Source organism: Gemmata palustris, from assembly GCF_017939745.1.
Classification (GTDB): domain Bacteria; phylum Planctomycetota; class Planctomycetia; order Gemmatales; family Gemmataceae; genus Gemmata; species Gemmata palustris.
This window is the reverse complement of record NZ_JAGKQQ010000002.1, coordinates 686,270-707,020: the sequence shown is the minus strand read 5'-3', so window position 1 is coordinate 707,020 and position 20,751 is coordinate 686,270. Positions and strand designations below refer to the sequence as shown.

Annotated in this window: 25 protein-coding genes; 12 read left to right on the top strand and 13 right to left on the bottom strand. The window is 66.4% G+C overall.

Features of this window, described 5'->3' with window-relative positions; all coding sequences use genetic code 11:
- Window positions 1-174: 174 nt before the first annotated feature.
- Together rpsU and J8F10_RS37295 are read right to left on the bottom strand one after the other, a co-directional pair.
- Window positions 175-375: a 30S ribosomal protein S21 gene (gene rpsU, locus J8F10_RS37300; protein ID WP_210663411.1), complete on the bottom strand. Its 201-nt coding sequence runs from the start codon at window positions 373-375 to the stop codon at window positions 175-177.
- 141 nt (window positions 376-516) lie between these two features.
- Complete coding sequence (locus tag J8F10_RS37295; protein WP_210663409.1) at window positions 517-1,281, bottom strand: hypothetical protein; 765 nt, start codon at window positions 1,279-1,281, stop codon at window positions 517-519.
- Here J8F10_RS37295 and J8F10_RS37290 point away from each other — a divergent pair.
- Complete coding sequence (locus J8F10_RS37290) at window positions 1,280-1,477, top strand: hypothetical protein (protein WP_052559824.1); 198 nt, start codon at window positions 1,280-1,282, stop codon at window positions 1,475-1,477. The genes J8F10_RS37295 and J8F10_RS37290 overlap by 2 nt on opposite strands.
- Before the next feature lie 189 nt (window positions 1,478-1,666).
- Here the strand turns inward: J8F10_RS37290 and J8F10_RS37285 are convergent, their stop codons facing one another.
- Window positions 1,667-2,014, bottom strand: a complete 348-nt coding sequence (locus tag J8F10_RS37285; RefSeq protein WP_210663407.1) for an ArsR/SmtB family transcription factor — start codon at window positions 2,012-2,014, stop codon at window positions 1,667-1,669.
- Window positions 2,015-2,122: 108 nt separating this feature from the next.
- Between J8F10_RS37285 and J8F10_RS37280 the strand changes: the two genes are divergently transcribed.
- Both J8F10_RS37280 and J8F10_RS37275 read left to right on the top strand, forming a co-directional pair.
- On the top strand, window positions 2,123-3,802 hold the full coding sequence (locus tag J8F10_RS37280; RefSeq protein WP_210663405.1) for an FAD-dependent oxidoreductase: 1,680 nt from the start codon (window positions 2,123-2,125) through the stop codon (window positions 3,800-3,802).
- 31 nt (window positions 3,803-3,833) lie between these two features.
- On the top strand, window positions 3,834-4,379 hold the full coding sequence (locus J8F10_RS37275) for a rhodanese-like domain-containing protein (protein WP_210663403.1): 546 nt from the start codon (window positions 3,834-3,836) through the stop codon (window positions 4,377-4,379).
- A gap of 51 nt (window positions 4,380-4,430) precedes the next feature.
- On the opposite strand, the gene J8F10_RS37270 is transcribed toward J8F10_RS37275, so the two are convergent.
- A complete protein-coding gene (locus J8F10_RS37270; protein WP_210663401.1) occupies window positions 4,431-6,434 on the bottom strand; it encodes a hypothetical protein in 2,004 nt (667 codons plus the stop codon).
- Window positions 6,435-6,667: 233 nt separating this feature from the next.
- Here J8F10_RS37270 and J8F10_RS37265 point away from each other — a divergent pair, with 233 nt between their 5' ends.
- Complete coding sequence (locus J8F10_RS37265; protein ID WP_210663399.1) at window positions 6,668-7,249, top strand: peptidylprolyl isomerase; 582 nt, start codon at window positions 6,668-6,670, stop codon at window positions 7,247-7,249.
- Window positions 7,250-7,606: 357 nt separating this feature from the next.
- On the opposite strand, the gene J8F10_RS37260 is transcribed toward J8F10_RS37265, so the two are convergent.
- Window positions 7,607-8,374, bottom strand: coding sequence for a methyltransferase domain-containing protein (locus J8F10_RS37260; RefSeq protein ID WP_315854264.1), 768 nt, complete (start codon window positions 8,372-8,374; stop codon window positions 7,607-7,609).
- 21 nt (window positions 8,375-8,395) lie between these two features.
- A complete protein-coding gene (locus J8F10_RS37255) occupies window positions 8,396-9,163 on the bottom strand; it encodes a hypothetical protein (protein WP_210663397.1) in 768 nt (255 codons plus the stop codon).
- 280 nt (window positions 9,164-9,443) lie between these two features.
- Here J8F10_RS37255 and J8F10_RS37250 point away from each other — a divergent pair, with 280 nt between their 5' ends.
- The 7 genes from J8F10_RS37250 to J8F10_RS37220 all read left to right on the top strand — a co-directional run bounded on the left by J8F10_RS37250 (window position 9,444) and on the right by J8F10_RS37220 (window position 13,741).
- Complete coding sequence (locus tag J8F10_RS37250) at window positions 9,444-9,653, top strand: hypothetical protein (protein ID WP_210663395.1); 210 nt, start codon at window positions 9,444-9,446, stop codon at window positions 9,651-9,653.
- Window positions 9,654-9,708: 55 nt separating this feature from the next.
- Window positions 9,709-10,476 (top strand): hypothetical protein, encoded by a 768-nt coding sequence (locus J8F10_RS37245; protein WP_210663393.1) that lies wholly within the window; start codon window positions 9,709-9,711, stop codon window positions 10,474-10,476.
- Entirely contained in the window at window positions 10,473-11,288 is an 816-nt protein-coding gene (locus J8F10_RS37240) for a hypothetical protein (RefSeq protein ID WP_210663391.1), read from the top strand. Before J8F10_RS37245 ends, J8F10_RS37240 begins: the two co-directional genes overlap by 4 nt.
- Window positions 11,289-11,457: 169 nt before the next feature.
- Window positions 11,458-11,958 (top strand): flagellar basal body-associated FliL family protein, encoded by a 501-nt coding sequence (locus tag J8F10_RS37235; protein WP_210663389.1) that lies wholly within the window; start codon window positions 11,458-11,460, stop codon window positions 11,956-11,958.
- Window positions 11,955-12,809 carry a FliM/FliN family flagellar motor switch protein gene (locus tag J8F10_RS37230; protein ID WP_210663386.1) on the top strand — a complete coding sequence of 285 codons (855 nt, stop codon included), beginning with the start codon at window positions 11,955-11,957 and terminating at the stop codon, window positions 12,807-12,809. Before J8F10_RS37235 ends, J8F10_RS37230 begins: the two co-directional genes overlap by 4 nt.
- A gap of 33 nt (window positions 12,810-12,842) precedes the next feature.
- The gene (locus J8F10_RS37225; RefSeq protein WP_210663384.1) at window positions 12,843-13,205 is read left to right on the top strand and encodes a FliM/FliN family flagellar motor switch protein; all 363 of its coding nucleotides are present in this window, start codon (window positions 12,843-12,845) and stop codon (window positions 13,203-13,205) included.
- Entirely contained in the window at window positions 13,202-13,741 is a 540-nt protein-coding gene (locus tag J8F10_RS37220) for a hypothetical protein (protein ID WP_210663382.1), read from the top strand. The genes J8F10_RS37225 and J8F10_RS37220 overlap by 4 nt, the downstream gene beginning before the upstream one ends.
- Here J8F10_RS37220 and J8F10_RS37215 read toward each other — a convergent pair.
- The 7 genes from J8F10_RS37215 to motA form a co-directional block, all read right to left on the bottom strand.
- The gene (locus J8F10_RS37215; RefSeq protein ID WP_210663380.1) at window positions 13,738-14,994 is read right to left on the bottom strand and encodes a flagellar hook protein FlgE; all 1,257 of its coding nucleotides are present in this window, start codon (window positions 14,992-14,994) and stop codon (window positions 13,738-13,740) included. The genes J8F10_RS37220 and J8F10_RS37215 overlap by 4 nt on opposite strands.
- Before the next feature lie 84 nt (window positions 14,995-15,078).
- Complete coding sequence (locus tag J8F10_RS37210) at window positions 15,079-15,441, bottom strand: flagellar hook assembly protein FlgD (protein WP_210663377.1); 363 nt, start codon at window positions 15,439-15,441, stop codon at window positions 15,079-15,081.
- A 42-nt stretch (window positions 15,442-15,483) separates the two neighbouring features.
- Window positions 15,484-17,112 carry a flagellar hook-length control protein FliK gene (locus J8F10_RS37205; protein ID WP_210663374.1) on the bottom strand — a complete coding sequence of 543 codons (1,629 nt, stop codon included), beginning with the start codon at window positions 17,110-17,112 and terminating at the stop codon, window positions 15,484-15,486.
- Between the two features lie 14 nt (window positions 17,113-17,126).
- Window positions 17,127-17,438 (bottom strand): hypothetical protein, encoded by a 312-nt coding sequence (locus J8F10_RS37200; RefSeq protein ID WP_210663372.1) that lies wholly within the window; start codon window positions 17,436-17,438, stop codon window positions 17,127-17,129.
- A gap of 82 nt (window positions 17,439-17,520) precedes the next feature.
- Window positions 17,521-18,135: a hypothetical protein gene (locus J8F10_RS37195; protein ID WP_210663370.1), complete on the bottom strand. Its 615-nt coding sequence runs from the start codon at window positions 18,133-18,135 to the stop codon at window positions 17,521-17,523.
- An 89-nt stretch (window positions 18,136-18,224) separates the two neighbouring features.
- On the bottom strand, window positions 18,225-18,779 hold the full coding sequence (locus J8F10_RS37190) for a flagellar motor protein MotB (protein WP_210663368.1): 555 nt from the start codon (window positions 18,777-18,779) through the stop codon (window positions 18,225-18,227).
- 66 nt (window positions 18,780-18,845) lie between these two features.
- Window positions 18,846-19,691, bottom strand: coding sequence for a flagellar motor stator protein MotA (motA, locus tag J8F10_RS37185; protein ID WP_210663366.1), 846 nt, complete (start codon window positions 19,689-19,691; stop codon window positions 18,846-18,848).
- A gap of 209 nt (window positions 19,692-19,900) precedes the next feature.
- On the opposite strand from motA, the gene J8F10_RS37180 reads away from it, so the two are divergent.
- The gene (locus tag J8F10_RS37180; protein ID WP_210663364.1) at window positions 19,901-20,722 is read left to right on the top strand and encodes a HEAT repeat domain-containing protein; all 822 of its coding nucleotides are present in this window, start codon (window positions 19,901-19,903) and stop codon (window positions 20,720-20,722) included.
- Window positions 20,723-20,751 lie beyond the last annotated feature (29 nt).

The following is a 20,751-nucleotide window of genomic DNA, read 5'->3' as shown; positions in this document are numbered from 1 at the left end:
ACTCGCGGGCACGAGCCCGAACCGAACGAATTTGTCCAGCACCGCTCGCGACGCGAGCGGCACGCACTGGAGCGCGGAATGATTTTGGTGCGCGAAAAATAGAAAATTGATACGGCCCCGCCGCCCTCACGGGCCTACGGTTCACCGAGTGCCGAGAGTTCGGACGTGGGCGGTTCAGGTGCGGGGCGTGCTCGCGGCCTTGCGGATCGCGTTCATGCGGCGGGCTTCCTTGCGGCGCCGGGCCTCGCACGGCTTCTCGTAATACTCGTGGGAGCGGAGTTCACCCTTCATCCCGCTGCGCTCGATCAGTTTTTTGAACCGCCGGAGAGCGGCGCCGATCGGCTCCCGCTCGTGAACACGCATCCGCAAGCCCATTCGATGTCCCCGTGAATCGGACCCATTGTGGTGGGTTCTGAGTGAAAAAACGCCTTCCCTAATATAAACGACCCGATATCGGTTCGGAAGTTCCTGCTTTGGAAACTATTTTCGGCACATCTAGGCTATGGAACGCGCGCGTCAACGGTCACGGGGCTTTTTTCGCTTCGGTCCCTTTTGTCGGTCGCTCACCTTCCGCCGGAGCCGGAAGTCGGCGCTGCCGTGGTACGTCGCCAGCACCGCCCCGACGCCCGCGTAGGAGTCGAACAGGTCGTACACCACCGCCTCCTCGTCCGGCCACGGGTACGCGAAAATCACGTCCAGGTCGCTGATTTCCAGGTCCAGGTCTTCATACGCCTGGTCGCCCTCGGTCGTGAGCCACGAGTACGTGCCGCCCTTGTACACGCGGTCCTCCGCGCCGGGCGGGACGAAGCTCCCGTGGATCAGCTCCACCGGCAAATCGTAGTCCTCGGCGAGCTGGCGCCCCTCGTCGACCAGCGTGCCCTCGATCTCGATCCCGCACGCATCGAAGTCGAGCATCGCGGCCAGCCCCACGACCACGCCGAACCCGCACCCCCACTCGCAGAAGCGCGACCCGCGCGTGAACTCCCCGCCGGCCAGCGCCCGGAGCACCTTGTACGCGGTGGTGTAATCGCACGGGACGAACGCGGGCACCCGGCACGCGGTCTGGAACCGGTCGATCCGGCGCTCGGCGTCGCGGAGGAACCGGCGCACGTCGGCCGGTGGGTCGGTGTCGGTGATCGGTACGAGTAGTTCTCGAAGTGACATTTGGAGCGGCACTATTGGGAACGGTTCCGGTAACTGTGCGCGAATTTCGTGCCCGAACCGAAACGGGTCGTAGGATATATGGGTGTTGTATTGCACCCGTGCCGCGAGGTTCGACATGTCCGAAGAACAATCAGGCCAAATCACCGTCGAACAGCGCCGCGCGATTTTCAAGGCGCTGGTCGAGGCCCAGGACGGCGGAGCGGGCGTGGCCGCGTCGCGCACCGCGGTGGCGCGCCAGTTCGCGGTGAGCGAGGACCAGGTGCGCGACGTCGAGCGCGAGGGCATGGCTAACCAGTGGCCCCCGCTCGACTAACGGCCCGCTCGACGCGGCTCGTCGAGCGCTCCTCTCCACAACGTCACGCGGGCACACGCTGACCCGCTCGACAAAACACTCCGCCCGAATACCGGCCGCGCGCCTCGCACTCGTCGGATCGTCCGCGGTCCCGGCGCCGAGACCGGTCGCGCGATCGGACGTGTTCTGGTTTGGCGATAGAACCGCGGATCACTTTCGCGGTTTGTCCTCCCCGCCCAGCGCCTCAAGTCGGCGCTCCGCGTCGCGCCGGAGCTTGCCACACACCAGTTCGCACAGCTCGAAAATCATCGATTCGGCAATCGAATACCGCACCAAATTCCCGTCCCTCTCTCGCGCGAGCAGCCCGGCCGCGTAGAGGATACCGAGCTGCTTGGAAACATTGGCCTGTTTCGCTTCGAGTTCGTTCACCAGCTCCGAAACCGCCCTCGGCCCGCCCTTTAAGCACTGAAGAATCGCCAGTCGCGTCGGCTCCGCGAGCACCGCGAACAGCCGAGCCACTGCTTCAAGGGCGTTCCGGTCGAGAGGACTTGACTCCACGTCACACTCCACACTATATTGCCAAATAGCAATATCGCCCAATCGCAAATTCCATCGCGGTAATTCTACCGTCATTGAAGGCGCAGGTGAAGGCCCGCGGAGAAGATCATGAGCAAGCGCGTGCTAATTGTGGGGGGTGTGGCCGGCGGGATGAGCGCGGCCGCCCGCGCCCGGCGGCTGTCCGAGAGCGCGGAAATCATCGTGTTCGAGCGCGGACCGGACGTGTCGTATGCGAACTGCGGGCTGCCGTACTTCTTGGGCGGGGAAATTGCCGACCGCAAGAAGTTGCTAGTGCAGACCCCCGAGCGCCTGAAAGCGGTCTTCAACATCGAGGTGCGCACGCGGTCCGAGGTCACCGCGATTCACCGCGGGCGCCGGGAAATCGACGTGCGCGACCTCGTTTCGGGGCACGCGACCACCGAACGGTACGACGCCCTCATCCTGTCCACGGGGGCGGCGCCGATCGTCCCGCGCGTACCGGGCGCGGCGCGCGCCGGGCACTTCGCGCTGCGCACGCTCGAAGACATGGACCGGATCGACGCCTGGGTCCGGGACCGGGGCGCGAAAACGGCCGTCGTCGTGGGCGGCGGGTTCATCGGCTTGGAGGTCGCAGAACAGTTCCACGCGCGCGGGCTGCGGGTGGCCGTCGTCGAGCGGAACCCGCAGGTTTTGAAGCCGTTCGACCCGGAGATGGCCGCGCACCTGCACCTCGAACTCCGCGGGCGCGGCGTCGCCCTGCACCTCAATAACGGGCTGAAAGAGTTCGATGACCCGCGAGCCGACGAGTCGGCGAGCGCCTCGGTCGTGGTGCTCGCCGACGGCACGCGCCTCCCGGCCGACGTGGTCGTGACGGGTTTGGGCGTGCGCCCGGAATCGACGCTCGCGGTCGCGGCGGGCCTGGATCTCGGTCGAACCGGCGGCATCAAAGTCGACGAGCACCTGCGCACGAGCGACCCGAACATCTACGCGGTCGGCGACGCGATCGAAGTGACGCACGCGGTCACGGGCGCGCCCGCCCTCATACCGCTGGGCGGCCCCGCGAACCGCCAGGGGCGCACCGCGGCCGACAACATCTTCGGTACCGCGAGCGCGTGCCCCGGCGCGCTCGGCACCGCGATCGTGCGCGTCTTCGGCCTCACGGCCGCGGTCACGGGGGCGAACGAAGCTCAACTGAGGGCCGCCGGGATCGCGTTCGAGGCGGTCCACCTGCACCCGAATTCGCACGCGGGCTACTACCCCGGTGCCAGGGCGCTCGCGCTGAAAATCCTCTTCGCCCCGGATTCGGGGAAATTACTCGGCGCACAAGCGGTTGGCCCCGACGGTGTGGACAAGCGCGTTGATGTGCTCGCTACCGCGCTCCGCGCGGGCCTGACGGTCGATGACGTGGCGGACCTGGAGCTCTGCTACGCCCCGCCGTTCGGCTCCGCGAAAGACCCGGTGAACCTGGCCGGGATGGTCGCGCAGAACGTCCGCGCCGGGCGCGTGCGAACGATCCAGTGGGACGAGGTCGCGGCACTGGACCGTTCGCACGTACTCGTTCTCGACGTGCGCGACGCCCCGGAGCGGGCGGGCGGAGCGATCCCCGACTCCGTCCACATCCCGCTCGGGGAACTCCGCGCCCGACTGAGCGAGTTGCCCCGCGATCGGGAGATCGTCGCGCACTGCGCGAGCGGGCAGCGCTCGTACACCGCCTGCCGCGTACTGATGCAGCACGGGTTCCGGTGCCGGAACCTCGCCGGCTCGTTCAAGACGTGGAAGGCCGCACGAGACGGCCTTACGCCCCAATAAACGCTTCTCCGCCAAATCCAGGAGGTTCACAATGTCCGCTCCCACCATCACCCCGACGCAACTCGCGGAATTGGCGAAAGCCGGCCCGGTCGCGCTGATCGACGTGCGCACGCCGGCGGAGTTCGAGGACGTTCACGTCGCGTTCGCGCACAACGTGCCGCTCGACCGGCTCGACCCGAGCACGGTGGGTACTGATCCCGCCGCGCCGCTGTTCGTGGTGTGCCAGCGCGGGAGCCGCGGCGAGAAAGTGTGCGCGCAATTACTCGCGGCCGGGTTCACGAACGTGACGAACGTGGCCGGCGGCACGCTCGCGTGTGTCGAGGCGGGGGTGCCCGTGGTCCGCGGGCGGAAAACGATCGCGCTGGAGCGCCAGGTGCGCATCGCGGCCGGGGCGCTGGTGCTCCTCGGTGTCGCCCTCGGGTTCGTTCACCCCGGGTTCTTCGGCATCTCGGCGTTCGTCGGTGCGGGCCTGGTGTTCGCGGGCGTGACCGACACCTGCGGAATGGGGCTGCTCTTGGCCCGAATGCCGTGGAACCGGCGGAAAGCGAAGCCCGCCGGCCCAACTTGCGCTTCGTGACGCTAACGAGGGCGCGGCGCTCTCAAGTGGGAGCGCCGCGCGGAACCGTGGTCATTTCTTCTTGGGAAACTGCCAGTTCTCATCGAACAGCCCGGCGGCAACGACCTCATACGCGGCCGGGTCTTTCTCGGTCGGCGCCGGCTTGATTACGGCCCAATCACCGAGGCGCGGGTACAAGAGCGCGTTGGTGCCCTTCAGGTCGGCTTCCTTGAACGTGTGCCCGCTGTTGATGACGACGTAAGAGAATTTGTCGGTCAGTGGGTTCGGGTAGATGAGTACGGGAACGTGTATTTTCGGATCGTACTCGGTGCCGTTCACCACGAGCTTGTCTTTCGTCCAGGTGATGGGCAGTTTCGGGAGCACCTTTGCGATGAGCGGGTTGCTTTGTGGATCGCCGAAGAGGACGAGGTTTTGCCCGCGATCGGGATCGTATTTTCCCTCAGTGGTTACGAACAGAGTACCACGAAAATAGCGGTCCCAGAGCGCGGCAAACTGCTCCAGGGCCGCAGCCGGGTAGCCACCAGCAGCCGGGCCGACGACAACAAAATGCGACCGGAAGGCGTCGTCGATCGGGCCTTCCAGACCGGACTCCTTGATCGCCGGGACGCACCGCGTGCTGAAAGGCGCATCGGCACTCACGTCCGCCCACTTTTGCCCCACCTTCTCGACTGCAAACATTCCTAACGTGTCCTTGCCCGCCACGGTTTCCACCCGCTGCCCGTCCACGTTAACAACGGCCTTCTGTCGGAGGTCGGGGTTGTTGACACAGATGGTGCGAACGTTCGTCGTCGCAATCGTAAACACCCCGCCCTTATAGCTCGCGTCCACGACCGCTTTCTCGTAGGGAACGGCGAGCGCGCGGACATCGATCCAGTCGCACAGACCGGCGGTGTACGTCACGAACCTGATACGCTCCGGATCGCGGTTGCGGCCCTTGTCCGCGAACTTGCGGTACTCGACCTCGGCCTTCCCCTGCCACTCCTTCGGCATCTGGTGTTCCAACCCCGGCGCAACGAGGTGCTTGAACTCGTGCGGCTCTTTGAAGCCCTTCAGCGCGTTCTCGATGTTGTCCGCGGCCTTCTTCTGCGCGTCTTTCTCTCCGCTGTACGCGACCACCGGAATGTTGAAGGCATTCTCGGCGTACCCGATCGCGTCGTAGATACGCAGGCACTTCTCCTGATGTTCGGGCAGGTGCTTCGGCAAGTTCGCGATGTAGCCGTGTGTGGTCGTAAAGCCGGCGCCGGGACCGATAACGCAGAACGAGGAGGGGTGTCGCAGCCCGATGTGCCAGGCGCCCGCACCGCCCATCGAGAACCCGCGAAGCACAACGCGGTTCTGGTTAACCGATCCAGCCCCGGAAGAACCTTCAAATGCGCGCATGGCCTCGAACACATCCGTCTCGCCGGCCCAGCGGTATGCGTTGTTTCCCCGCCCGTACACTTCGAGTTGGATGTACGCCAAATCCTTCGGTGCCGCGCCGCCGTGGGTCGCGATGAACTTCGCTTCGGTCAGCGACGAGTCGCGCCCATGCAGGACAACGTCGAGCCGCCATTTCTTGTTCGGGTCTTTGCCGTAGTCGTGGGGTAACAGCACCGCGTAGGGCTGAATCGAGTCGTCGACGTGCGACCGGTACGCGCGCAACACCCATCTGCCCGGGGCGTCGCGCCAGACGGCCTTGCCGCCTTCGGCCTGCTTCGCCCGGGCGAGGCCCTGGTCGAGCGTGGTCAGCGCCCACTTCCCACTGTTCGCGTGGTACCACTCTTCAAACCGGACAATGTTCTCTGCCGCCTTCAGGTAGATTTCGACCTCGACCAGCACGTCACCGGGGATCTTCTTCTCTTTCAGTGCCGCCACCGCTCTGCGGAGTTGTTCCGTTTTCTCCGTGATTTGCTTGAGCGTTGCTTCGTCGGGCTTGGTGGGCTTCGGCGGATCGAACTTCGGCTGCGCCACCTTCTTGTCGTCCTTCTTCTCTTGGGCCGCGGCCGTGTCGGGTTGCGACACCCCGACCGTAGCCCCGATGCCGGTGAACAGACCGATGGCGAGAAACAAGCGCATGTGTGAGCCTCCGGGCGGGACCAGCACACTACCAGTTCCCGGTTGCGCGTTCCAGGGTTCCGAATCCAAAAGAGAGGGGGGGCCGGTGCGCCGTCGTTCGGGTGTCGGTTTTCAGTTTGGAACTTGGACCTCGGGAACCTGAAACTTGCTAGAATCGAAATGCGAGACGGGCCGGTTCGGGGCGCGCGGCAGGGGTCGCGCCCGCACCCGACGGACGCACGCGGAGGTCAACCATGATTTCGGTCAAAGTGATGGTGATGTGCTTCGTGGTTCTCGGCGTGGTGGCCGGTTCCGCGCGGGCGGCCAACCCGGTCGTCCTCGTCGAAACGAGTGCGGGGAGCGTCAAGATCGAGTTGTTCGAGGACAAGGCGCCGGTCACGGTGAAGAACTTCCTGCAGTACGTCGAGGACAAGCACTACGACGGCACCATTTTCCACCGGGTCATCAGCGATTTCATGATCCAGGGCGGCGGGTTCGAGTCGGGGATGAAGGAGAAGAAGACCCGCGACCCGATCAAGAACGAATCGGGCAACGGGCTGTCGAACCTCAAGGGCACGCTCGCGATGGCCCGCACCAGCGAGCCGAACAGCGCCAGCGCCCAGTGGTACATCAACCTCAAGGACAACACGTTCCTCGACAAGGCCAAGGCTGGCGACGGCGTCGGCTACTGCGTGTTCGGCCGCGTGATCGATGGCATGGACGTGGTCGACAAGATCAAGGGCGTGGAGACCGAAACCGTGAAGGGCCACGAGAACGTGCCCTCCAAGGACGTCGTCATCAAGTCGGTGAAGGTCGTGAAGGAAGAGAAGAAATAAGTAGCGAGAAGGCAAAAGTAAAAAGAGAACAGGTAAGAACGAAGCCCTCGTTTGGCTTCGTTCTTACCTGTTCTCTTTGGTGGTGAGCAAAATTCTAGGGCTGGGTTGGTGCGCCGGTCCGGATCAGGCGGTCATCCGGTGCTCCTTACTGCAGATCGGCACGGCCATCGTGTACACCCGCCCGGCGCTCCGGGGATGTCGAACACGGATACCTTCCCGCCCGCCCCGCTTGCCTCCGAAGTAGGCCTCGTCCAACTCCACAGCCCTCGATCAGAGGCCGCTCCTCGGCATCGGTCGTAGCCCGTAGGGTAAGGTGGTGGGCCTGTACTGAGCCTGGACCCACCCACAAATACACACTCAGCGCTTCGTCGCGCGGAAGAGGAACGCCTGGTTCGCGAAACTGAGCCGGTGCTCGACGTCGGTGAACCCGGCGGCCGTGAGCTTGGCGGTGATGGTTTCGGCCGGGAGGTAGTGGAACCGCCCCTTGCGGGCCTCGCGCTTCAGCCACCCGCCGTAGCTCCACATGCCGTAGAGCTTGCCCAGGAACCGGAGCTTGCGCTTCGCCGACCAGAACGCGCGCATCGCGTTCCACCCCACGCGCCCCCATGAGGGCTCGGGCACGTTCATCGAGAACACGAACCGCGCGCCCGGCTTCAGCACGCGGTGGACGTCGCGCAGCAACTGGTCATAAGCGTCCGTGGTCCAGCGCTGCTCGGCCTCCGAGTACGATTCGGCGTACTGGATCGCCAGCCCGCTCACCGCGCCGTCGAACAGGTTCTCGCCGTCCCACGGGAGCCCGGCGCTGAAGTCCACCGCCTCGAACCGCAGCTTGTCGCCCGGGGGCGGTGTGAGGGATTCTCGCAGCTTGGCAAATGACTTCGCGTTGAAGGCCGCGACGTCGAGGCCGACCAGCTCCGCGAGCTGCCCGCCGCTCTTGGTCCACAGCGCGCGGCACAGGCGCCCGGACCCGCACCCGAGATCGAGCCAGTGCCCGCCGGGGGCGGGGTTCATCCACTCGGTGGTGTCGGCCAGGAGCTGCTGGTACGCCGGCATCTCGTACTGGCTCCAGAACGCCTTCGCGCAGCGGTCGTCGCGCCAGTAGTTCCGGGGTTGCGTCTTCGTCACGGGTGTTGCTCCTCCGATGGGTCAGGCCGCGCGCGCGTGAGCCTCGCGCACCTCTTCGGCCAGCGTGGTGTTCAGGACGTGTTCGAGATCGACGAGCACGCGCGCGACGTGGCGCCCGTCCATGACGCGGTGGTCGTATACGACCTTGATCGTCACGCGCCCGTCGGGTTGCACCGGGCCGAAGGTCAGGTACGTGGTGAGCGGCGTGAGCGGGTGCATCTGCTCCACGCCCTGCGCGCCCAGGCTCGACATCATGAACGTGCCGAACCGCTTGGCGCGCTTGTAGCCGGAAAAATAGAGCGACGACCAGAACACGAACCGGCGCAGGAGCCACGGTTGCCGCCCGAGCCGGAGCACCTGGCGGAACGGCGACACCGAGAGAACATCGTCCTCGCGGAACCGGCGCAGGTGCTCATCAATGAGAGTAAGTGGCGTCGTTTCGGGCGAAATGACCTTCGCGCCCAGCACGACCGGTTCGCCCTGCCACTCGCGCTCGATCAGCACGGCACAATCGCTGCGCGGGTGCTCGTAGAGTTTGGCCGTGGGGTAGGGGATGTACGCGCGGCGCAGCACCGGGTGGCGCAGGGCCACGAGGCCGTAGGCCTTCATAAACATGCTGGTCCACGACACGCCCGTGCCGGCCCGCTTGCGGGCGTCGGCGAGCACGTCAATGCGACAGTCGCGCGCCAGTGGGAGTGATGGAACCTGTTTGGCGTGGTGCAGTAGTTCGTCCACCATCCGCCGGGCGGGTGAAAGCGGAATCACTTTCCCGCGCGGACTGCTCGCCATCACCGCCCCTCATGTGCAAATGCGTAGGCGTGAGCTTATAAGGCGGACCGCGTAGGTTGGTCAAGGCCGGATCGCGCGCGCCACAGGGCCGTTTAGTTCTCGCGTAAGTCGTTCTTCTTCAGCCAGGCAGTCCCGATATTCGGGCCTTCCGCATTGAATTTGCGTGAGAACTGAACGGCCCTGGGCTTTGCACAGCGTGTGTTGACACGGCGCCCAAAGACGGTATAGCGTGGGCCTACTTTCAAATTTGAATTGCGTCAGTGCTTGCAGGAGGCGGGGCATGGACGAGGGACGAGCCGGGGCCGGCAGCCCGGTCGTGCGCGCCACTCGCGTGCGGGTCTCCGAGGAAGCGGTTCGGATCGGCGCCCCGGTCCCACCCGGGGCCTCGGGGGAACCGACGGTTCGGATCATCCGCGAAGGCGATGTGATTCAGGCGCTCGAAGTGACCTGTTCCTGTGGGGAGCGGGTCCGGATTCGGTGCGAATACTAGGGGACCGGCCGCGCGGCCGGTTGACGATCATGCCTCTGGCTCCAGGGAGGGAGCGGTGAACCGACGGTACGTCATCCTGTCGGGCTTGTTTGCGCTCGCCGTGGGGGCGGCGGGCTGCACCCCGCTTAGCGGTTCCCGACCCGATGTGTCGGTCCCGCAGCCCTACGGCAAGCCCAACCCCGTGAACACCGATCGGTCGCCGGGCGGTCCCGGCGGCGTGGTCCCGGCCGGCGGGCTCGAGCCCGCCGGCGAGCCGATCGGCGCGAACAAATTTGAACTGACCGGCCAGCCGGTGGGGTACCAGTCGGGGCCTTCGGGCCAGCCGCTCGCCCAACCGCGCCCGACCCAGTTGCCCCCGGTCGGAACCGCCCCCCCAGTTCCGGGGAGCGGCGCGCCGGGGGCGCCCGGTGCCGGAGCCCCGCTCCCCGGTACTCCGGGCGCGCCGAACCCGAACGTGCTGCCCGTCCCGACCGTGTACGGCAAGAACTGGAACCTCGGACCCAACGAGGTGCCCACGGACCGCGTCGTCGAGTTGACGCGCCAGTTGGAACTGGTCTTCGCGCAGAACCGCGAACTCGTGACCCGCATCAGGGAGCTCGAGAACCAGGGCATCAAGCGCGAGCAGGCCCTTATCGAAGCGATGCGCGAGGTCGAAGCGGCCCAGGCCGAGGTCGACAAGACGCGCGGCATCATCTCGACGCAGCGGTCCGACATCTCCGCCCTCCAGGAGAAGATCCGCCAACTGGAGCGCGAGGACATCGAGATGCTGAAGCTCATGATCGGGGCGCTCGAAAAATTGCTCCCGGCCCGGAGGGAGCCATGACAACGCGCTTGATGGGACCGGCCGCGGTGCTCGCGACCGTGGCCCTCGCGGGGTGCGGGCTGCTCGACCGGGTGCGGGACAAGGACCGCCCCCCGCCCGCCCCGCCGACGTTCAGCCAGTACCACCTTGAGGGGTGGCAGTGGGAAAACGTGCGCCGGGTGGTCGTGCTCCCGTTCCGCAACGAATCGGGGTACACGCGGGCCGGCGAAGAGGCCCGGGACGCATTTACCGCGGAGCTGCAGCGGGCCGGGCGCTTTGAAGTGATCTCGACCCCGGTTGATGATCGTGCTCTACTCGCGGCCCAGGTGCGGTGCGGCGGGCGCTTCGACGAGGTGCTGCTGTACGAGATCGCCCTGGCCACCAACGCGGACGTCGTGGTCCACGCCACCGTGTCGAACTACTCGCCGTACCCGCGCCCGCGCCTGGGGCTCGTGATTCAGGCCGTCGGGTCGCAGGAGGGGAAGGTCGTCGCGTCGGTGGACGGGCTGTGGGACTCGACCGATCTGGCGATCGCGGAACGGGTCCGCATTCACTACCGCGAGCGCGCCCGCGAGCGCCCGCCGTGGGTCCGCAACCACGTGATCGCGGCCGACGACAGCTTCGCGTCCGAACTCGCGCTGGATTCGCCGATACTGTTCCGCCGGTTCGTGGGGCGCGAGGCCGTGCTGACGCTGCTGGGGCTCCCGGTGCCCGGCGTCGTGATGGGCGCGGCGGGTGCGGACGCGGGTCCGGCGGGGAACTGTCGGGTCGGGTGCGCCCCGGTACTCGCGCCCGGCGCGCCAGTTGTGCCCGCCGCAGGAACTGTGAGATAAACGGGCTCGTAAAGGGCGGTTTTAATGCCGCCGGTTCGGAGATCGGTGTCCTAAGAGATATTTGGAGCTACGCGAAGTATGGAAGCTTCGGGGGCGTTTCAAGCCCCGCAATATTTTTACTCGCACGGACGCGACCCTATGAGCCAACACTCACCGAGGAGTTCGTACCGTGTCAACGCCCGCCGCCGGAGCCCCGCGCAAGAAAAGCCGTAAACTGGTCCTGATCGTCGTGTGCCTCGCCGCCATTGTCGGCGGCGCCGTGGTGCCGATGGCGATGGGCGGGGCGCTCCCGTTCGGGAAGCCCGCGGCGGAGAAGGAAAAGGGTAAGAGCAGCAAGAGCAAGGAGAGCAAGACCGCGATCGTGCCGTTCGGCGAGGTGACCGTGAACCTGGTCGAGGAGCGCCAGCAGCGCTACCTGCGGTTGAAGATCGCGATCCTGGTCGAGGCCGAGGCCGAGAAAGAGGCGACCGACCTGGTGACCAAGAAGAAGGCCGCCGTGAAGAGCGCCATGATCGGGCACCTGGCCGGCAAGAACACGAAGGACGTGAGCGGATCGGTTGGTGTTCAGCGGATGCAGCGGGAACTGCTCGAACGGATCGAGGAAGTTCTCTACCCCGACGGCAACAGCCGCATCCGGGCCGTCTTGTTCGAAGAGTACGTAGTCCAATGACCCCGCCGGCCGAGTTCGACTTCCGAAAGCCCCCCCCGGGGCAGATCGAGCGCAACGTTTCGGCGTGGCTCGCGAGCGCCTGCCGGTGGGCCACCGAAGCCGCCGCGGGCGCGCTCCCGTACCCCGTGACGTTCCAGTTCGCGGGCCTCGACACCCCGACCGCGACGGCCAGCATCCTGGCCCTCCCGGAGGGGGCCGTGGGCATCCAGCTCGCCGCCCCCGACGTCATCGGCACCGGCGCCGCACTTCTCGTGTTCCCCAATCCGCTCTTTCTCGCGCTGCTCTCCGGCCTCGTCGGTGAGGCGCCGGCCGAGCTCCCGGTCGGGCGCGAACCGACCCCGCTGGAGCTCTCGCTCGTCCCCCACCTGGTCCGCGAATTGTTCATTAGCCCGCTGACGAAGAGCTGGCCCACCAGCGCGCCGCCCAAGTTCAGTGTGGGCGCCCCGTCGCTCCCGTCGGCCGTTTGGCGCGCCGGGAACGAGCGCGTGATGGTCGGGACGCTCACCGCGTCCGCGCCGTTCGGCGACCACCCGGTCTACCTGTTCCTCGCGCGCACCGGCCCGTGGGAAGAACTCGGGGCCGCACCGGTCGAACAGGTTGCGCCGGTGCCGCGCGAGGTGATCGAGTCTTTAGTGCGCGAAATGAATGTGGAAATGACGGTCGTGCTCGGAAAAGCCGATCTCACAATGCACGACGTCACGAGCCTGACGCCCGGTGATTTAGTCGTATTCGATCAGAAAGTGACCCAGCCGCTCGACGGCCTGGTGTCCGGGGCGCGGAAGTTCCGCGTCTGGCCGGGGGTCGTCGGCGACCGGACCGCGGTCGTAGTCGATACCATAACCGGAGACTGACCGACCGACCCGCGAGCGAGCGAGACGCGATCTATGGCCGACCCGACGACCCCGACCGACCCCGCCGAGGCTGGCCCCGCGGTGGTCGCCAAACACGCCGAGTTCCCGCAACTGGACCCGCGCGCCGCTACCGGCGCCGGCGCCACCCTGGACTCGCTGCGCGACGTACCCATCACCGTCACCGCCCGGCTCGGACACACGATCATGCCGATCGCGGAGATCCTCACGCTCGGCCCCGGGTCCGTGGTGGAACTGGAAGAAATCATTAGCGCGCCGGTCGAGTTGACCGTCCGCGGCGTGCCGTTCGCCGTCGGCGAGGTGGTGGTGGTCAACGACCACTTCGCCGTGCGCATCAAGAACCTGCTCCCGCCCCGCACCGGAAGGACCGACTTGTGACACGGACGTTCGTCGCACTCGCGGTGTCGCTCGGTACCGCCGCACCGCTGTTCGCGGGTCCGACGAGCGGGTTCGAGTACACTGCGCCTACTACGCCCGCGGCGCCGGACTTCGGCGCGCTGGTACTCCGTCTGGTTCTGATGACGGTGGTACTCGTCGGACTGTGCGTGCTCGTGTTGGGGCTCGCGCGGCGGGCCAACCGGCCGGCCGGCGGGACGGGCGACGGGGGCGGGCGGGTGAAGCACGAGGGGACGCTCGCGCTCGATCGCGTGTGCGCCGTCCACATGCTCACGGTGGACGGCCAGACGGTCGCGGTTACTACCGACGCGACCGGGCTCCGCTCGATGGTTGTTCTGGCGGAACCCTTTGACGCCGCACTAAATGCGGCGACCGAGCCGGACGTGGAAACGGAACCGGCACCACCCGCGCCCGTTGCGCCGGCGGTGCCGAAGTGGTCACCGAACGATGTTCACCAGCTCCTCCAGCGCCTCGTGAGTCGGACCGACGGCCCGGTTCAAGGAGCCGGCCTCCGTTAGCGGATGATCTGCACCAGCGACTGGAGCGTGTCGCTCGTCGTGGAGATCGTCTTGGCGTTCACCTCGAACCCGCGCTGGGCGATGATGAGTTTCGCGAACTCGCTCGCGATGTCCACGTTGGACCGTTCGAGCGACCCGCCCACCATCGTCCCGCGGCCGCCCTGTCCGGACACGCCGACCAGCGCCTCGCCCGACGAGACCGAGGACTGGAAGTAGTTGTTACCGGTCCGGATCAGGCCGCCCTCGTTGTTGAACCCGGCGATCGCGAGTTGGGCCAGGCTGAGGGTGCGCCCGTTCGAGAACTTGCCCGAGAGCACGCCCGTCGAATCGACCGACACGTCCGTCAGGGTGCCGAAGCCCGCACCGTCCTGGTTGATCGCACTCGCGGTCGTGGCCCCACCGAACTGTGACAGCCCGTCCGCCGTCCCCGCCGTCCCGAGGTTCAGCGTGACGGTCTGCGACGCCGCGGCCCCGGGGATACCGGTGACGGCGACGCTCAGGGTCGTCGGGCTCACGAGCAGACCGGCCGTGTCGAACGTGATCGGCCCACCGGTGACCGTCGCGGTCCCGCCGCTGACGGTCGCGGTGGCGGTGAACGTGTTGGACGCGGTCTTGGTGAACGTCACCGTCAGTGCGCGGGGCGTGCTCTGCGAGTCGTACATCTGGATCGCGGTCGTGGCGACCTCGCCGACCTGGAGCGAACTGCTCAGGTTCCCCTGGTACTGGACGGCCGTCGTCGCGACGCCCTCGACGCCGGTGCCGAACGGGATCTTGATGTCGAGGTTGCCCGGAACCTGGAACGCCGGGGTGGTCGCGTTACCTTCGCCGGCCGCTCCGAAGCGCTGAACGCGGAACCCGGTGCTCGGGTCGACCAAGTAACCGGACGAGTCCACGTCGAACCCGCCGGCCCGCGAGTACGCGACGCTGTTGGCGTTCTTCAGCACGAAGAACCCGTTCCCCTGGATGCCGACGTCGAGGTTCCGCCCGGTCGGGTTCAGGTCGCCTTGGGCGAACATCGTACCGATCGAGCCCGTTCCCACACCGAACCCGAGCTGGGTCGGGTTCGTCCCGCCGACCGACGCGGACGAGCTCGAACCGCTGCTGAGCGTCTGGTACACAACGTCCTTGAACAGCATCCGCTGGTTCTTGAAACCGGTCGTGTTGATGTTCGCCAGGTTGTTACCGATCACGTCGAGAGCGGCCGAGTTCGCGCCCAAACCGCTGGAACCGATGAAGAGTGCGTTCAAGGACATTGCGAGAAACTCCTGGTGTGTGCGAGTGTTGCGAAACTAGTACGAGTTAGGATTAAAGTTGTGAAAAATCGTTCGATTTAGGGCCTAGCGGACGGACTGAATCTGGTCGAGGGTCACCGCGTCGCTCCCGACCTGGAGCACGAACGAGCCGCTCTGCGCTTCAACCGAGCTGACCTTGCCGGTCCTCGTTTCGGACGCACCGGCCGGGAGGTACTCGATCGTTTTTCCGATCAGGTCCGCGCCCTGGGTGAGCTGTTGCAGCTTGAGTTGCTGCGCGAAGCTGGCGTTCAGGTCCTGGAGCCCCTGAACCGTATTGAGGGACGCGAGCTGGGTGATGAACTGGCTATTGTCAACGGGCGACAGCGGGTCCTGGTTCTTGAGCTGGGCGATGAGCAGTTGGAGGAACTGGTCCTGCCCGATGCTGGCTACGCTGCTGGTTGTGGCCATTGCAATGCTCTCCTAAAAGTCTTCGATTGAGGGGGTTCGAGTTCAGGCCATCACGTCGAGCACACCGGGGCGGCGGACCGTCGGCGGGCGGGGCGGCGGGCCGGTCGCGACGGGGGCTTGCCGGGCGAAGTCCGCCGGGCCGTCCGAGCGGAACCCGCGGGAGCCGGTGTCCGCACCAGTCCCGGAGTCCGTTGCGACGCTCAAGTTCTGGACCGTCACGCCGGTCGCTTCGAGGCGCTGGCGCAGCTCGGGCAACTGACTTTCAATCATTCGGCGAACGGAGTCGCTCGCCACCACCACTTGTCCGTTAATTCCGTCACCATCGGACGTGAGCCGGATGCGGACCGTGCCGAGTTCGGGCGGGTCGAGCCGGATCTGGAACTCGGTCTTTCCGCCGCGTGCGATCACGTGAGCGTGGGTAATGATCCCGTCCGCGACTTGCGCGACCGGGGCCGGGGTCTGGACGGTCGCGGTCGGTTGGGGAGCGGTGGGGGCTTGGGGTGTCAGCACGTGTGCGAACCCACCCGCGGCCGCCGCGGAGGGGGCCGCGTCGCCGAAACTACTTTCTTTCTTCGTGAGTTCCCCGAGTTCCGCGAGTTGCGTGGGTACGCGGGTCGCGGACGCGGCCGTCGTTGCAGTGGTACTCGTGAGTGCGTTGGCCGTGAGCGCGTTAGCCGCCGCAGTTGCGACCGCATTGGTCGCGACCGGGATCACCGTTTTGGCCGCGGCCGTGTCGGTGAGTGTGTCGGTCGTGACCGGGGTCGCCGCAAGCGTCGTCGCGAACGGCGACGGCGTCGTCGCGGTGGTCGGTGCCGGAGCGTTTGTGGTCAGCGTGGACGCGGCCGACGCGATCGCGGCAAACTGCTCGCCCGCGGTGCTCGGGCGGCTGCCCACCTGCACGCCGGGGAGGGCCGTAGTTTCGATCGGGGCTTGCGGGGCCACCACGGGCGTCGGCACGAGGGTCGCGCCAACTTCGGTTTGGTTCGGCAGTAAGCCGGCGACGATGGGCGTTTGTGCGACGACGATCTGTTTCTGTGTGGGTTGCACCGCGGCGACCGCACTGGTCAGGTTGGTCGTATCGAGAACCTGCGGAGCGGTCGTGGTCGCGGTCGTTTGCGGAACCACGGGCGGCGTCGGAACCGCGTTCGCGTTCGTTGTGTTGGTGTCCCGAGTCACCGGGGTCGCGATGCGAGTATTGTTTTGGGCCGCGGCTTCGGACACGAACTGACGGAACAGCGGGTTCGTTTGTGTGGGAACGTTCGGGGGTGCGAGTTCCCCCGTCGTCCCGTTCAGTGCGGCTGTCGCTTGGCCGGCCCCGAGCGCTCCCGTGACCGCGAGATCGGTCGTCGAGTCGGTCGGTGTGGTGAGCTGAGTGGTCGCGGCGAGCACCCCGGCGAGTTCCGCGGCGCGGGCATCGGCCGCGTCTTTGTCGGCCGCGTCTTGATCGGCGAGTTCTTGTGCGGCCGCGGCATCGGCGGCTTGCGCGGTCGCGGCGGATTTGTTCGCGTCGCTCGCGGCCTGCGCCGAGCGCGTGTCGTTTGTGGCTTCCGCGAGAACAGTTTGGAACGGGTCTGAAGAGGCCGTGCGCGACGTTTGACGGGTCGTAGTCGAGGTGGTACTCGTTTGAACGAGCGGGAAGGCGGTGGTCACATTTGCGACGGTCGACGCCATGTGTTGTGCTCGTCTTAGGGGGATGAATCGTCCCGCACAGGAATGCCGTACAGCTTCTGTACGCGCATCCTCATGTGGAGGTTTGCAAGTTCCGGGCCGTCGGCGACCGCTTCCAACCAGCGGCCACCAACTATTGTCGTCTCTTGGACTTGCGCGAGCAATCCTGTAATTTCCGCCCGCAGATCGTGGGGCAGGGTTCCGGCTCGCGCTACGTCCAACTCGATCGTGGCGACCAGGGCCACGAGTCGGCTGGTTTGTTCGAGTGCCGCGTCGCCGAGTTTGAACCGGTCGCGAATTTCCGCCACCAGTTCAGTCGCGGTCGTCACAGTTACTCGCAGTTCCTGTAGCACGAGAGCCGGTGGGAAATGGGGGGTGGAAACGAAAAAATGGGCCGCACCGCGCCAAGAATCAGCGCGATTTCGGCCGGGCGCGAAGTTGTGCGAGTTGGGCCTGAAGTTCTTCACCCGTGCGAATGAGGGATACCTGTGAAACTGCAGACGACGCAATAAATGAGTCTTCTCCGCCGTCGCCCACCTCGCGGTAAATGGGCAGCGCTTCGGCCGTTCGGCCCTGGCGCCGCAGGCAGGAGGCCGTCATGAACCGCGCGAACGCCCGGTCTTCGGGTGCCAGCGACTGGAGATCGATCTGGCGGAAGCCGTTCAGGGCCGCTTCGATCTCGTTATTCAGCACCAGGTTCATTGCGTACCGCAACTTATCAACTGCGGCCCCGCCGGCGCCGGGTTCTTTGTCTTTCGTCTTCGGGGGGCTGATCGGCCCCGGGGGCACCACCGGCCCCGGTCCGGGAGGGTTCTTTTCGAGCCGGTCGATCAACCGCCGCAAATCGGCCTGCAGCTTGGCCCGCTCCGTACTGGTCGATTCGGCGGCGGCCCGTTCGCCGGCGAGTGCGGCCGTATCGGTTTTCAGTTTGTCGGCCACGGACGGTGGTTGCGCCGTCACTCCGGCGGCCACGCACGGGATCAGGAACGCGCCGAGCACGAGCACGCGGTACATCGCGAATCGCATGAGCCTGCCCTCATCGGGGAACGTTGTCTGGGCGGCTATACCGCAAACCTTTTTCGGGAACAAGTTCGTTCGCCGGTCACTCGAACCAGTTACTCCGAGAGGAGAACCTCTGCGGCCTGCTTCCAGTTTATCTCTTTGAACGAACCGAACAACAAATCCTTGTAAACGTCCGGCGTGTCCTTCGGAATGCTCCCGGCGACTTCGGTCGAGAGCAAACTGGTCAGTTGGTTGCTCGCCACTTCTTCGGGCGACTGTGTCTGGTTAACGGCCTTCTGCGAGTTCGCGGCCACGCGGCACCGCTGGGCCTCGGACTTCCAGTGCTGGTACCGCTTGGGATCGCCTTTGATCCAGTTGATGACCGCGGCCGTACTCGGGCTGGGAACGTCGCCGCCCGGCGAGCGCGACCCGCGCCCGCCCTCGACCTTCACGTTTTCCGGTACCGGGCCGGAAACCGGGGAGTCGAGAACGGCCCCCGCGTTCGCGGGCTTCTTGCTCACCCCGGACGGGTCGACGAAGTAGTTCGCGACCGACTGGCGCACCTTGACGTCCTGCGCCCCGATCCACATCACGAGGAAGAACGCCATCATCGCGGTCACGAAGTCCGCGTAGGCCACTTTCCACGAACCGCCGCCGCCCTTTGCCACGATCCACTCCACCCGGTGGGACCGGAAAAGAAGTACGAGATCCGAAACTCGAAACTCGAGACCCGGTTAGTTGAACATGTCCTTGAGTTCCGCCTGGTTGGGCCGGCAGTCCGTCGACATCACGCGGCGCGCGCGGGTCACCACGTCCTTCGGGCTGGCCCCGTCGTTCATCGCGATCACGCCCACGGCCATCGCCCGGAAGAACAGGATCTCTTGGTCGCCGAGCGACTGCATGCGCGCCGCGAGCGGGGCCACGAAGCCGTAGGCCGCCAGAATCCCGAGGAACGTCCCGACGAGGGCCGCACCGACCTTGTAGCCGATCTCGTCCACCGGGCCGCCGATCGACTGCATCGTCACCACGATCCCGAGCACGGCGGCCACGATCCCGAACCCGGGCAGCGCGTCGGCGCTCTTCGCCAGGGCGTCCGAGGCCGCGTGGTGCTCGCGCTCGACCACCGAAATTTCTTCCTCGAGCCACTCGCCCAACTGGGCGCTCTCCACGGTGCCGTCGAGGATCATGGCGAGCGAGTCGCACAGGAACGCGCGGGCGTGGTGGTTGCCGTTCAACTTGGGGTGCTCCCGCAGGAGCGCGCTCGATTCCGGGTTCGTCACGTGCGTGTCGAGCGCGAGCAACCCCTCCTGGCGCACGAGGCGCGCGAGGGCGTACTGGAGTTTGAGCAGGTCGACGCACGCGGCCTTGCCGAACGCCGAGCCCTTGATCGTTTGGATCACGCCCTTGACCAGGTCCTTGATGACCTTTACCGGGGACATCAGGATCAGCGCGCCGAACGAGGCGCCGCCGATCGTGACGAACTCGGACAGGTGAATGAGGGACATGACCTTGCCCCCCGCCATCGAGAACCCGACGAGGACGGAAACGAGGACGATCATTGCGCCAACGATTACGACCACCGGTCACCGTTAGTTAGGGGGAAGTTGCGAACCGAGTATTGGGATGATCGAAGCCGCGTGCCGATTTTTGCCATCGCGCGAGAAAAACAGGTTGTTCCGGGCGGATCGTGTCGGATTTCGCCCCGGGCGCGCGGGACAATGTACGGGCCGAAGTCGCGCCAGGGCCGGGGCCGATGGACAGAGTGTTCCGCACCTGCCGGGGGGTTGTCATGCGCTGTGGACTGGTTCTCGTGGCGCTCTTCGCGCTCCCGCTCGTGGCGCGCGCGGACGAGGCCGACGACGCGCTCGCGAAGAAGCTCGGGGGGATTGTCCGCGACCCGCGCCAGTCCCTACAGGGGCGCGTGGAGGCGGCGGTCATGATCGGCAGGATCGGCCCCCGCGCGGGGGCCGCGGCCGGCGACTTGATCGCGGTCCTCGATCGCCTACGGGGAACCGAGCAGGAGCCGCTCCAGGAAGCCGTCGTCGAGGCCCTGGGGCAACTCGGGGCGCCCGCGAAGGCGGCGCTGCCCGTGTTCACCCGGCTCGCCGGCCGGACCATCGACCTCGACCTCGCGCTGAAACAGTCCCGGGAAGCGATCCTGAACACCTCGGATTCCCTGGAAGTCGATGTGCTCATCCGGCAGTTGTTGAGCCGCGACGCGAGCACGCGCGTGCGGGCGACCAAGGCCCTCGCGGACCTCGGCCCGACCGCCCGCGCTGCGGTCACCGTACTCGAGGTGGTCCTCGGGGATGCCGACGGGGACGTGCGCCGCGGGGCCATTAACGCGCTGAACCGCGTCCAACCGAACGCGAAGCCGACCGAGGGGTACGTGCGTGCGCTTGCGGTGGATCTGCGCGACCCGGACGCGAACTACCGGCTGCTCGCGGTCCGCGCGCTCGGTCGGCTCGGGGCGCCCGCGGCGCCCGCCGTTCCGGAAATTGATGCGCTCCGCGGCGACCCCGATCCCGACGTGCGCCGGGCCGCGGTCGATGCGCTGAACCGCATCCCCATCCCGCCGCTGCCCGGGGGGATGACGGTAACGAACCCGTAGAAAGACGCACAGAACACAAACGCACAGGG